General features: G+C 56.6%; 11 protein-coding genes. 8 read left to right on the top strand and 3 right to left on the bottom strand.

Features of this window, described 5'->3' with window-relative positions; translation table 11 throughout:
- Positions 1–161: 161 nt before the first annotated feature.
- Together NW849_RS11745 and NW849_RS11740 are read right to left on the bottom strand one after the other, a co-directional pair.
- The gene (locus NW849_RS11745) at positions 162–986 is read right to left on the bottom strand and encodes an RNA methyltransferase (protein WP_414357787.1); all 825 of its coding nucleotides are present in this window, start codon (positions 984–986) and stop codon (positions 162–164) included.
- Between the two features lie 10 nt (positions 987–996).
- A complete protein-coding gene (locus NW849_RS11740; RefSeq protein WP_414357786.1) occupies positions 997–2,190 on the bottom strand; it encodes an RNA-guided endonuclease InsQ/TnpB family protein in 1,194 nt (397 codons plus the stop codon).
- A gap of 34 nt (positions 2,191–2,224) precedes the next feature.
- Here NW849_RS11740 and tnpA point away from each other — a divergent pair, with 34 nt between their 5' ends.
- The 4 genes from tnpA to NW849_RS11720 all read left to right on the top strand — a co-directional run bounded on the left by tnpA (position 2,225) and on the right by NW849_RS11720 (position 5,592).
- Positions 2,225–2,632, top strand: a complete 408-nt coding sequence (gene tnpA, locus NW849_RS11735; RefSeq protein WP_414357785.1) for an IS200/IS605 family transposase — start codon at positions 2,225–2,227, stop codon at positions 2,630–2,632.
- A 54-nt stretch (positions 2,633–2,686) separates the two neighbouring features.
- A complete protein-coding gene (locus NW849_RS11730; RefSeq protein WP_414357784.1) occupies positions 2,687–3,808 on the top strand; it encodes a sugar phosphate nucleotidyltransferase in 1,122 nt (373 codons plus the stop codon).
- Positions 3,786–4,532 (top strand): GvpL/GvpF family gas vesicle protein, encoded by a 747-nt coding sequence (locus NW849_RS11725; protein WP_414357783.1) that lies wholly within the window; start codon positions 3,786–3,788, stop codon positions 4,530–4,532. The genes NW849_RS11730 and NW849_RS11725 overlap by 23 nt, the downstream gene beginning before the upstream one ends.
- A 397-nt stretch (positions 4,533–4,929) precedes the next feature.
- Complete coding sequence (locus NW849_RS11720) at positions 4,930–5,592, top strand: hypothetical protein (RefSeq protein ID WP_414357782.1); 663 nt, start codon at positions 4,930–4,932, stop codon at positions 5,590–5,592.
- A gap of 88 nt (positions 5,593–5,680) precedes the next feature.
- Here NW849_RS11720 and NW849_RS11715 read toward each other — a convergent pair whose 3' ends face one another.
- Positions 5,681–5,923: a hypothetical protein gene (locus tag NW849_RS11715; protein ID WP_414351871.1), complete on the bottom strand. Its 243-nt coding sequence runs from the start codon at positions 5,921–5,923 to the stop codon at positions 5,681–5,683.
- A gap of 170 nt (positions 5,924–6,093) precedes the next feature.
- On the opposite strand from NW849_RS11715, the gene pyk reads away from it, so the two are divergent.
- The 4 genes from pyk (at position 6,094) to dnaN (ending at position 12,880) form a co-directional block, all read left to right on the top strand.
- Entirely contained in the window at positions 6,094–7,953 is a 1,860-nt protein-coding gene (gene pyk, locus NW849_RS11710) for a pyruvate kinase (RefSeq protein ID WP_414357781.1), read from the top strand.
- Between the two features lie 138 nt (positions 7,954–8,091).
- Positions 8,092–8,322, top strand: coding sequence for a DUF4327 family protein (locus NW849_RS11705; RefSeq protein ID WP_414342658.1), 231 nt, complete (start codon positions 8,092–8,094; stop codon positions 8,320–8,322).
- A gap of 151 nt (positions 8,323–8,473) precedes the next feature.
- Positions 8,474–10,756: a RelA/SpoT family protein gene (locus NW849_RS11700; RefSeq protein ID WP_414357780.1), complete on the top strand. Its 2,283-nt coding sequence runs from the start codon at positions 8,474–8,476 to the stop codon at positions 10,754–10,756.
- Positions 10,757–11,503: 747 nt separating this feature from the next.
- Positions 11,504–12,880: a DNA polymerase III subunit beta gene (gene dnaN, locus NW849_RS11695; protein ID WP_414357779.1), complete on the top strand. Its 1,377-nt coding sequence runs from the start codon at positions 11,504–11,506 to the stop codon at positions 12,878–12,880.
- The last annotated feature ends 234 nt before the right edge of the window (positions 12,881–13,114 follow it).

The following is a 13,114-nucleotide window of genomic DNA, read 5'->3' as shown; positions in this document are numbered from 1 at the left end:
CGGAAAGGGGATTTCCCAAAGGCAACGGAGAACGGGGGGATTTTTACGTGGTGGTGCAGATCCATTTGCCCACCCAGGTCTCTGGCGAAGAGCGAGAACTTTACGAAAAGCTGCAGCAGGTTCAATCCTACAATCCCCGCGCCGCCCTCAAGCTCTAGCAGTTAGGATGGGATCCCGCTGGAACCCGGTCGCGTCGGCGGGACAGGATCCCTATTTGCTTCTAGAGGTTCTTGACAGGAGGATCCCTGGCTCCATTGCAGTTGCCGTAGGATCCCGCGCAGCAAGGCCACCTCGGCCACGGTTAGGCCGGCCCGCTGGAACAGGGCGCGAAACTTGAGCATTTTGCGGCGGGCTGTGTGGGGGCGCAGGTAGCCAATCTGCAGCAACAGCGCTTCCAGGTGAGCGAAAAAGCCTTGCAGCAGCTCGAAGGAGGCAAGCCTTTGCGGTGAGGGCACAGGAGGAGCGGGAGAAGGGCTCTCGCAGGCAAGGGTGTACAGCTCATAGCAACAAATGGCCACGGCTTGGGCCAAGTTCAAAGAGGGATAGGTCGCATCGGTGGGGATCTGGATCTGGTGATGGCAGAGGGCCAGCTCCTCGTTGCTCAAGCCGCGATCTTCGGGGCCAAACACGAGGGCAGCAGGGCCGGCGGCCAGCAGGGCAGGGAAGGCTTGGCGAGGAGACTGAATTTGCCATTCGGGTGGGTAGGTTTGGCTGCGTCCCGTTGTCCCGAAAACCTGCACACACCCTTGCAGGGCTTCGGGCAAGGTATGCACCTTCTGGGCTTGGTGGAGCAAGTCCGCCCCATGCACGGCTGCGGTGAGCGCCTCGGCATCCAGGGGATCACATTGGGGATCCACCAGCACCCATTGCCTGAGGCCCATGTTTTTCATGATGCGAGCAACAGCGCCCAAATTGCGTGGCCCAGCCGGCTGCACCAACACAAGCCGCACCTGCGCCAGTTGTTCAGGGCCAGAGTGGGTTGACATACTCCATGCCCTAAAGAGCAAGGATTCTTGACGCTTCACAGACCGATGCCAGCAAGCTGGTCTTACTAGGACTCCGTCCCGCTGGCGCGAACAGTCTCCACATCCGTTCTAGAGTCGGGCGCTCGCCTTGGCGGCGCGGAGCGCTTTGCCCCATCCCGACTTGCTCTATGCTTCGGGAAGCATTCCCATCCCGGTCGTGGACTGTGCCACAACCGTCGCAGACCACCACCCGAGTAGCTAGGTCAAGCTTGCCCCAATGCCAGCCACACTTCGAACAGTGCTGACTGGTTGCTGCCCAGCGGTCAATGACCCGCACTTCCCTGCCGTACTTGCCCCCTTTTGCCTCGCACAAAGCGCGAAACATCCCCCACCCTTGCCTGCTAATTGCCCTGGACAGTTTGCGGTTTTTCAACATCCCACTTACATTCAGGTCTTCCAAACAAACCACTTGGTTTTCGCTGATGAGCTTGGTAGACAGCTTGTGCAGGAAGTCCAACCGCAGGTCAGCAAGGCGACGGTGCAACTTGGCCATCCTCAGCCTTGTCCGCTCCCACCGCTTTGACCCTTGGACCCGTCTGGCCAATGGCTTTTGCAACTGAGCGATGCGCCGGTACAAAGGCTCATCGTTGGGGCTGTGGTACTGAGCTCTGTTACTTACAGCGGCAACGGTTTTGATGCCCAAATCCACCCCAACGCTGGGAGACTGAGCAGGAACACGCATAGGCTCCACCTCTACGACGAAGCTAACAAAGTACCGCTCCGCGCAGTCCTTGATTATGGTTACAGAGCTTGGTTGACTTGGCAGCGGACGGCTCCAGATAGGCTGGATAGTTCCTATCTTGGCGAGATGCACACGCTCCCCTTTCAGGGAAAAGCTATTGGCCACTAAAGTCAATGACTGCTTTGATTGTTTCTTCTTGAAGTGTGGAAAACCTCCTTTGTTCTCAAAAAAACGCCGGTACACTTGGTCTAAGTGCCTCAAGGATTGCTGTAGGGCAACACTGGATACCTCCTTGAGCCATGCCACTGATTGCTTTAACCCTGTCAGCCGCTTTGACAAAGCGTTGTACCCTGGATACTTGCCAACGGCTTGGCAGTGGGCCAGGGCCTCGTTCCAGACAAACCTGACACAACCGAATACTTTGGCTAGGGCTTGCTTCTGTTGGTCTGTAGGGTAGAACCTATACCTATAGCGGGCTTGCATGGGTTGAAGTTAGGTTGGCGCGTCATCTTAGCATATGGGATTAAGGAGAGACCGCAACAGCGTTTCCAGCTTGCAAGCGCACTTGGTGTTTGTCACCCAATACAAACGCAGGATACTAACGCAGGAAGGTTTGGACTTAATTGCGGCAGCATTTAAGAGCATTGCCCAATCGATGGATTTTGAGATTTTAGAGTTTAACGGTGGAGCAGACCATATTCATCTTTTGATTTTCTACCCACCTAAGTGGTCTATTTCCAGATGGTTAACGCTCTCAAGAGTCTCCAGTCGCAGGTACGGCCAGGCTAAGTTTCCCAAGCCCTACGGCAAAACTGCCTTGTGGAGCCCTAGCTATTTTGCATCGAGTGTGGGTGGGGCTCCTCTACAAGTCTTAGTTGCTTACAGCCAAAATCAAGAAAAGCCGCCCTCAAGGGCGGGGTTTTAGACCCAAATTTTTGATAAAGTCAGAGCACGGTTAGCCCGGAGGAGTGACAACGGCATGAAAGCCATGATCCTGGCAGCAGGCAAAGGCACGCGAGTGCGGCCCATCACCTACATGATGCCGAAGCCGATGATCCCCATTTTGCACAAGCCTGTCATGGAATTTTTGGTGGAGCTGCTGCGGGAACATGGGTTTAACCAAATTATGATCAACACCAGCCACTTGGCCCACCAAATCGAAGACTACTTCCGCGATGGGCAGCAGTGGGGGGTTCACATCGGCTTTTCGTTCGAGGGTCACTTTGAGAACGGCCAGCCGGTGGCCGAACCTCTGGGCTCCGCTGGCGGTATGCGCAAGATCCAGGATTTCTCCGGATTTTTCGACAGTACCTTTGTGGTGCTCTGTGGGGATGCCCTGATCGACCTGAACCTCACGCAGATCGTCAACTTCCACAAATCCAAGGGAGCGCTGGCCACCGTGGTGTTGCGGGAGGTGGATCCCAGCCAGGTCTCCAGCTACGGAGTGGTGGTAACCGATGAGACGGGTCGCATCACTGCCTTCCAAGAAAAGCCCAGGCGGGAAGAGGCCCTCAGCCACACCATCAACACCGGCATCTACGTTTTCGAGCCGGAAGTGTTCGACTACATTCCCCCCGGCTGCCCCTACGACATCGGCAGCGATCTCTTCCCGGCCTTGGTGAAAGCGGGTGCCCCCTTTTATGGGATCACGGCTGACTTTCAGTGGGTGGACATTGGCCGCACCCACGACTACTGGCTGGCGGTGCAAAAAGTGCTGCGCGGCGAGATCAAGGGAGTCAAGGTGCCTGGGATCCAGATTCAACCCGGCGTATGGACGGGGATCAACATCCGCGCCAACTGGGATCGCATCCACATCGAGCCACCGGTCTACATCGGGGCCAGCAGCTATTTGGCGGACGGGGTCAAACTCATCGGCCCCACGGCAATTGGCTACGGATGTGTGTTGAATGAAGGGTGTACGCTGGATGGCAGCTTAATTTTTAACTACACCCAGATCGCGGCAGGCGTAACCCTGCGCCACCAGATGGTGATGGGTCGCTACTGCATTTCCTCGGATGGCAATGCCATCGACACCGAAGAGTCCAACCTCACGTGGCTGATCGGAGATGCCCGCAGCAATGCCAACGGCAAATCCCCATAGCTCCCTCTACCTCTACGGGATCGTCGCTGCCCCCGGCCCGCGCCACCTGAGTGTGGTGGGATTGGACAAGCAGCCGGTGCAGGTTCACGGGCTGGGATCCCTGGCCTTCTTGTATTCCCAGGCTCGACAAGAGCGCTACCTGGCCAGCCGGGCCAACTTGCTTGCCCATGAAGCCGTGCTGGAAAAAGTGATGAACGAGGGACATCGGGCTCTGCTGCCCCTGCAATTTGGTCTGGTGGTCAGCGGCTGGGAGCAGGTGGAACGGGACTTGGTGCAGCCCCGCTTGGCGGATCTGCTGGCTCTGCTGGAGCGCCTAGAGGGCAAGCGGGAGGTGGGAGTAAAGGTCTTCTGGGATCCCGAGCAGGAGCTCAAGCTGGGGCTAGAGGAAAACCCTGCCCTCAAAGCTCGGCGGGACGAAATGGCCGGCGCTCCTTTGGGATTGGACGCGGTAGTTGAGATCGGACGGGCTCTAGAGCAACTCTTGGAGCAGCGGCGTCAGCGCATTGCCCAAGCCTTCACAGCAGCCCTAAGCCCCTTGGCCAGCGACCGCGTGGAAGGAGATCTGCTCACCGAAAACATGGCCTACAACGGCTCGTTTTTGATCAATTGGGAAGATGAGCCGGTTTTTGCCCAAAAAGTGGAGGAGCTAGACCACACCTTTCAAGGGCGGCTGCGCATTCGCTACAACAACTTTACTGCTCCCTACAATTTCGTCAAGCTCTAAACACATGATATAAAACTGATCATTTATAGTGATCACTTTAAGCAGCAACGAAACTGTTTAGTTGTATTGCTTCCTGGCTCCTCTCTCCCTTTGCCTGGAGGTGGTTGCGGAAGCAAGGCGGAGCAGTTGGGAAGTGTCTCAACCTAAATCGAAACAAACATGCTCACCAGCTTGAAAAGTGAGGATTCTTGAATGCCTTACAACCCTGGGTGAGCGCTGACAGCCCTTACTGTCTTGGGTCAACTCTCTACATTAACTCTCCCAACTCTCCACAAAGGATAAGAAAAGACTGCTCGGTTGAATGGTCGAAAGCAGTTGCCCAGGCAGGGATCCTTTTGGGGATCCGCTCAGGTATTGTGGGGATGGGCACTGCAGTGGCTAAGCCGAGGGAGACGGTATGGAGTGGCTTATTTTTATCCTGTTTTTAGCTCTGGCGGTCGGGATGTTAGCCCTGGCCTTTTATCAAGACAAGAAACGTCGAGAAGCTCTGGAGCGGGTAGCTGCACAGCTAGGAATGCGCTTTTCTGCCCAGTTGCCTGAAGAGATTCGATCTCGCTTGTTGCAAGCAGGCTTTGGACTGTTTGAACGAGGCCATGGGCGGCGTTTCTATAATTCGATGTCCAAGCGGCTGATCGATGGCACTGAGATTACCGTTTTTGATTACCAATACACCAGCGGCAGTGGCGAGGGTTCCAGAACTTATCGCCAGTCCGTCTTCTACGCCTATCACGAGGATCTTCATCTGCCGCGTTTTCGGCTGCACCCCGAAAATGCCTTTTTCCACGGCATCGCCAAAGCTTTTGGCATGCAAGATATCAATTTCGAGAGCCACCCTAAGTTTTCTCGGAGCTATCTCTTGCGAGGACAGGATGAAGCCCAAGTTCGGCTACGTTTTCATCCCGGCGTCCTTGGTTTTTGGGAGCAGCATCCCAACTATTGCGCCGAAGGAGCTGGCGCCCACCTCATTCTTTGGCAAAATGACCGACAGGTGAGTCCCGAAGGGATGGCAGAATGGATGCGCTTGGGGGAAGAGTTGACTCAACGGCTGCGGCGTATGTAGTAGCAGAGCCTACGGCCCCCCGCCGCGAACGGTCAACCTCGGCCTAAACCTCACCCCAAGAGGGTGCGCTGCAATCTCAAGAACCTCTCTACTGAGCGCCGAGGGCCGCCAACAAATCATCTGCCAACAACACCGCCGTATAGACCAAAGCCTGTCGTTGCTCAGGAGACAAATCGCCGACGGGAGTCTGGGGATTGCTCACGATACCCTGCAGTACTCTGCTGGCTATGTATTCCCGCTTGGAAACCCCTGGGCTGGAGATAGTGGGGTTATCCAGAGAGAACTTCTGATGGTGCTCGAAGGGGAAGGCGTATTCGGGGGCAACCGGCATCGCTCGACTCCAGATGAATCTCTACACTCTGCTTTGCCTATTTTCCCATCCTCTCTCGCTGGGGATTTTAAAAAAGCGGTGCCTCAAAAAAGACATAACGGGTTATCGTAATCAGAGAGATCCCTATGTGGGGGAAGGATCTGGGCTGCTCTCCCTTGGGAACAGTGGACATGCATTTGAGCGATTCTTTTCGACGCACCAAAATTGTCGCCACCATTGGCCCTGCCAGCTCAAACCCGGCCATTCTCAGGGAGATGATCCTGCAAGGGGCAACTACCCTTCGCCTCAACTTTTCCCATGGGGATCACGAGCTACACCGCCGCAGCATTCGCCTGATCCGCCAAACTTCGATGGATCTGGGCATTCAGGTCGCCATCTTGCAAGACCTACAGGGGCCGAAAATCCGCTTGGGCAAGTTCGCCGAAGGCTCGATCACCCTCAAGGCTGGGGATCCCTTTGTGTTGACCAGTAAGCCCGTCTTGGGATCCCAAGAGCGCAGTTGGGTCACCTACGACAAGCTGGCCCAAGAAGTGCCCGAAGGAGCGACGATCCTCATCGACGATGGTCGAGTGGAGATGCGGGTGGAAGCCGTGGATCCGGAAGCGGGCGAACTCTTCTGCCGCACCATTGTCGGGGGTACCCTCTCCAACAACAAAGGGGTCAATTTCCCCGGTGTGCGCCTGAGCATCCGCGCCGTGACTCCGAAAGACAAAGAAGATCTCTACTTCGGCCTCAACCAAGGGGTGGATTGGGTGGCCCTCAGCTTTGTGCGGGATCCCTCTGATGTGCTGGAGCTGCGGGAGCTCATTGCCTCAGCCAAACGGCCTTCTTCCGGCTCAGCCGACAAGCGGGTACCCATCATCGTCAAGATCGAGAAACACGAGGCCATCGAACAACTGCCCCAGATTTTGGCCCTCAGCGACGGTGTGATGGTGGCGCGGGGAGATCTGGGGGTAGAGCTGCCCGCGGAAGAGGTGCCGATCCTGCAGAAGCGGGTGATCGCCCTGGCCAACTCCCTGGGGATCCCGGTAATTACGGCCACCCAAATGCTGGACAGCATGGTGCACAGCCCCCGGCCTACCCGTGCCGAAATCTCCGATGTGGCCAACGCCATTTTGGATGGCACCGATGCCGTCATGCTCTCCAACGAGACGGCTGTGGGCAAATACCCTGTCGAGGCCGTTGCCACCATGGCCCGCATTGCCGTGCGCACCGAGCGCGATTACTTTGACCTGACCTCCGCCGACCGACGACAACGCCTTCGCGCCCTTGCCATGCAGGAGCTGAGCCAAAACAACGGCAACAGTCCTGCTGGAATGCGGCCCAAAACCCTGATCACCGACTCGATCAGCCGCGCCGTGGGGGAGATCGCCCAGGAGTTGGATGCCGTAGCCGTGATGACCCTGACCAAAACGGGGGCTACTGCTCGCAATGTCTCTAAGTTTCGCCCCCGCACTCCCATCCTAGCCGTAACCCCCCATGTGGAAGTGGCACGGCGGCTGCAGTTGGTTTGGGGGGTACATCCGCTGTTGGTTATGGATTTGGCCACCACCCGCCAGACCTTTCAAGCGGCCATCAGCTTGGCTCAGGAAGATGGCTTGCTCAAGGATGGCGACTTGGTGGTGCTCAGTGCAGGAACCCTGCCAGGCGTTGCGGGATCCACCGATCTGATCAAGGTGGATGTGGTGAAAGCGGTGGTGGCTCAAGGCAAAGGGTTTGGCAAAGGCATTGTCAGCGGCCCGGCCCGCATCTTGAGATCCAGCCTCGATGCCGGCAAAATCACCGCCGGAGACATTTTGGTTGCCCAATCCACCGACGCCAACTATGTGGAGGCGATCAAACAGGCAGCCGGCGTGATTACCGAAGAAGAGGGAGCCTCCTCTCATGCAGCAGTCATTGGCCTGCGGCTGGGGGTGCCGGTGCTGGTGGGGGTCAAGGATGCTACCCGCTTAATCCGGGATGGATCTATCGTCACTCTGAACCCAGAAAAAGGCATAGTGACCGCAGGAGCCGATGGCTTGGGCTTTTAAGCGGACCTTAAGGTTGCCTGCAATACAAACTTGTATCTCTTGCTACGAAACGAGACCCAGTTCTATGATGGGGGTAGCGAGGCAAGATTTTCCCTGACCCTTCGGTGCGTCCCATCCATTCCACGTGTAGGTTAAGCTATGCCCACTTTACAAGCCACCCACTATGCGGTTGAGGCCATCCAGGAGGAAGCTCGTCGCCTCATTCAGCAGGGGGTCTTACGCCGCTCTGCAGCCATTGCCCACCTGCAACCCTTTTTCCCGCAGCGGGAGTGGCAGGCGATTGCCCAAGAGCTGGAGCTGCAAGACTACTGCCCCTCGGATCCCCTCTGCGATTTGATCGGCAACTGCGAGGAGTGGAGCGAAGACTGACTCTCGATCTGCCGAGGATGGCAAGCGGTCGGCGTTGGCAGACAGCCAATGCTTCTTTTTATTCCAGCCGTTTTTTCCTCCTCTAATCTGTCGGCGGTTAAGCTGGATGAACTATAGTCAGTAATCAAACATCCCTTTTCGCCGGGTTCGCATGGGTCAGACGGCTGTCATTGCCACCTCAGATGGAGGTCTCGACCTGAATAGCCTCGGTTTTGAGGTGCCAGGGTGGCTGCGTGCTCTGCTTTCCGGTGCCGAGGATCCCGGCGATGGGCTGCGGCCTTACACGGCTGAAGAAGCCAATCTGCTGCGCCGTGCCTTTGAGTTTTCCTATTGTTTGCATCAGGGCCAAAAACGCAAATCAGGGGATCCCTACATTGCCCATCCGGTAGCCGTGGCCACTCTCCTGCGGGAGCTGGGGGGAGATGCGGTGACGGTGGCAGCGGGCCTTTTGCACGATGTTATTGAGGATACAGAAGTTACCCCAGAAGCCCTGGAAGCTGAATTCGGCTCTGAAGTTCGCCTACTGGTAGAAGGAGTTACCAAACTCTCTAAGTTCAATTTCTCCAGCAAAACCGAGCAGCAAGCGGAAAATTTCCGCCGCATGTTTGTGGCCATGGCCAAAGATATTCGAGTCATCGTGGTCAAGCTGGCGGATCGCTTACACAACATGCGCACGCTGCAGTATCTCTCCCCCAGTAAGCAACGGCAAATTGCAGCCGAAACCATGGAAATTTTCGCCCCTTTGGCCAACCGGCTGGGGATCTGGCATTTCAAATGGGAACTGGAAGACTTGGCTTTTAAGTATCTGGACTACGAGGCTTACCGGAAGATTCAGGAATTGGTCAACGCCAAGCGCGCCGAGCGAGAGGCCGAGATCCAAGCTTTTATCGAAGAGCTGCGGCAGAACCTTCTTCAAGCGGGACTGGAACGCTTTGAGATCAGCGGACGGCCCAAACATTTGTACAGCATCTATCGCAAGATGCAGCAGCAGCACAAAGAATTTCACGAGATTTACGATCTCTCGGCAGTGCGGGTGATCGTGCATACCAACAGCGAGTGCTATCGGGTGCTGGCAGTCGTTCACAACTGCTTTCGCCCCATCCCTGGGCGTTTCAAAGACTACATTGGTCTGCCCAAGGCCAATCGTTACCAATCTTTGCATACGGCGGTGATTGGCCCGCAGGGAAGACCGGTGGAGGTGCAGATCCGCACCGAAGAGATGCACCGCGTGGCTGAGTACGGGATCGCCGCCCACTGGAAGTACAAGGAGGCCGGCAGCACCACCGTCAAGGCGGACGAGGAGCGCTTCACCTGGCTGCGGCAGCTCTTGGAGTGGCAAAACGACCTCAAAGACGACAAAGAGTATCTGGACACCCTTCGCGAGAATCTGTTTGAGAGCGAGGTTTACGTTTTCACGCCCAAGGGGGACTTGCTGGCCCTGCCCCAGGGATCCTGTCCGGTGGACTTCGCCTATCGCATCCACTCCGAAATTGGGGATCACTGTGCAGGAGCACGGGTAAACAACAAGATCGTGCCCCTGGATACCCGCCTGCGCAACGGCGACATTGTGCAGATCATCACGCACAAAAATGCCCATCCCAGCCTGGACTGGATCAATTTCGTTGCCACCAGCTCTGCCCGCAATCGCATTCGCCAATGGTTTAAGCGCTCCAATCGCGAGCAAAACATCGCGCGGGGCCGGCATTTGCTGGAGCGGGAGCTGGGCAAAACGGGCTTTGATGCCCTGCTCAAATCAGAGCGGATGCAGAAGGTAGCCGAAAAGCTCAACTACGCCAGCGTAGAGGATTTGTTAGCCGCTCTGGGTTATGGTGAGACAACCCCCACGCTGGTGATCCATCGGCTGCAGGAGGTCAGCAGGCCGGCAGTATCTGCTCCCACAGAGGAGGAATCGCTTGAGGGATCCAAGCTGTTGTTGCCACGGGCTTCTGCGGCTCCCAGTTCTATCAAATCCCAATCTCCCATTCTGGGGGTGGAGGGTCTGAAACACCAGTTGGCCAAGTGTTGTAATCCGCTGCCGGGGGATCCGATCTTGGGCGTGGTCACCCGCTTTAAGGGGATCAGCATCCATCACCGGGATTGCCCAAGGGTGGCCCAGGTTTCGGGGGAACGGCTGGTGCCGGTACGATGGAACGAAGAGCAACTGCGGCAGAGCGCCCAGATCTACCCGGTAGAACTGCATCTGGAGGTTATCGACCGCGTTGGGGTGCTGCGGGACATTCTTTCCCGTCTATCGGATCAAGGCATTAATGTTCGCAATGCTAAGGTACAAACTTTTGCCAACCGCACCGCCCTGATCGATCTCTGTATCGATGTACGTGATAAGAAACAGCTCACCCAGGTTCAAAGTCAACTGCGCCAGCTTTCTGACGTGATCGTGCTGCGCTCCCGCCATCACCAAAACGGATCCCGTTGACCTACGCCTGGCCCTTCGCGGGTACGGACTCTAGACCGCATCCCTATTGCGACTCGCTCCTGCAGCAGCCCAATTCCAATTTTGGGTCAGGCGCTGTCCCATCCTCATCCTGACCTCCTTTGCCGCTTCTGGTGCGTAGAGCGCTTTCCCGCTCCTCTGGGGTCTTGCCAAAAATCCCGTGTCAGCTCACAGGTGGCCAGGCAAGGCCGACAAGCCCAGAGCAATATCCCAGGCTTTCTTCGACAGCCTGTGGAAAACCTGTGGAAATCCAGCGAAGCCCGCCCCAGCTCCGGTGGAATCCCCAGCCATATCTAGGGGGAAGGATTCACTACCTTAGGGGATCTCACACTGACTGTGCGTTAATTTTTATGAATTTGTCAGAAAACCATAACATTAGCCTGTGGAAAACCTGTGGAAAAACCTGGAAAATCTGTGGAAAACCTGTGGAAAAAACCCCCAAGTTATTAACAGGTATAAATACCCTGTGGAAAAGTGGCCAAGTTATCCACAGTTTTTCCACAGGTGGGGAATAGGCTCAAAAGCTCATGGCACAAGGTGTTGACGATCACTTTCCACAGTTTCCACAGCCCCTACTACTACTAGATCAAAAAATTAAATTAGGCAGGGATCGAAATTTCAGATCTGTCCTACGCGCGAGGCAAATTTTCCAAAACTTGTCTGCAAGGGCAGGGATCCAACCGGGGCAGTCGGTGTAGGATCTGCGTGTGCAGCCCTCAAGTGCCCCCCATGGTGCAAGCTCAGCGTCCTGTGGATCGAGAATCGGAAACCGAGTCGTTCGCGCCGGTGTTGCGCAGCAGCAAGACTGCAGCTCCCTATTGTGGGGAGAGCCGCTTTAACGAAGCTGTTGACGCGCCGCTGGAGGGTTTTAGCTTCACCTGCGAGCAAGCCGATCTCAGCCACCACCTCACTTCCGTTGGACGGGCTGTGGCCAGCCGCCCCGCCCTGCCCGTTTTGGCCAACGTGTTGGTAGAGGTCGATGCGGAAACTCAACGGGTTGCCCTCACTGCCTTTGACTTGAACTTGTGCATTCGCAGCGAGTTCGAGGCTCAGGTCAGGGGATCCGGTCGCACCACCCTGCCGGCCAAGCTGCTCAGCGACATCGTCAGCCGTCTGCCCAGCGGCCCAGTGACTCTTGACGCGAGCAGCCAAGCCCAGGAGAGTGCCCCTGTGATTCTCATGTCGGCAGCCGGCCAGTACCAAGTGCGCAGCATGTCGGCTGAAGAGTACCCCACCCTACCGGAAATATCGCTCCGCACCGCCGACGCAGATGGCGATTTTGCGGGGGAGGAAAGCCCGACAGCTCAGGCTCTGGAGCTGCCCATCGAGAGCCTGTTGCAGGGGATCGGCCAAACCCTTTTTGCGGCCTCTGGAGATGAGACCAAGCAGGTGCTCACAGGGGTGCATGTCAAGCTCTTGGCGGGGGATCCCCCTTGCCTGGAGTTTGCAGCCACCGATGGGCACCGTCTGGCGATGGTGCAGGTGGAGGCCGAAGGGATCCCGGTTGCTTCGGCCCATGGGGAAATAGGGTTGGATTTCACCATTCCCGCTCGCACTTTGCGAGAGGTGGAGCGCATCCTCGACACCCAGACCGCGGCCTCTACGGTGGAATTGCGGTTTGACCGATCCCAGGTGCAGTTTGTGCTGCCCCCTCGCGCCGGCAAAACCCAGTGCCAACAGCGGATTACCAGCCGTCTCTTGGAGGGCCAATATCCCGACTACAACCGCCTAATTCCCAAGCAATTTGAGCGGCAGGTAACCCTGGAGCGTCGGCCCTTGATGGAGTCGCTGGAGCGGGTGGGAGTACTCGCTGCCCAAAGAAACGACATCGTCAAGTTCAATCTTTCTGCCGCAACCCAAACCCTGCGCATCAGCACCGAGGCGCCCGATGTGGGCAGTGGCGAGGAATCGTTGCCAGTGCAGATGTCTGGTCCTGACCTGGAGCTGGCCTTCAATGTGCGTTACCTGCTGGATGCCCTCAGGGTGTTTCATACGCAGCAGGTGAGCCTGGAGCTAAACGGCGCCACGCAGCCGGCCATCTGGAAGCCCCTTGGGGCAATGCGGCTCTGTTATTTGGTTATGCCGGTGCAGCTACGGGCTACCTAGTCTTAGGAGAGCTCCACCCAGCTCTAGTCCAAAACTCTCAAGATCATCTCAGTACAAATCTACAGTTGTTTGTACAAATCTACAGTTGTTTGCATTGCCCCCTCTCCCAGAGGGAAAGGAGCCAGGGATGGTCGCGGAAGCGGCGCCGAGCGTTTAGGGAGCATGCCTCTAACCCCCAAAACCCTGAACTTTGCTGAATTTACTGAGCTTTAGGCGGTTTGGCAAAAGTCATTG

Origin of the sequence: Synechococcus sp. R55.3 (assembly GCF_047461975.1) — a bacterium.
Taxonomy (GTDB): domain Bacteria; phylum Cyanobacteriota; class Cyanobacteriia; order Thermostichales; family Thermostichaceae; genus Thermostichus.
Note: the sequence above shows the minus strand (reverse complement) of the source record. Positions and strands in the feature narration are given on the sequence as shown.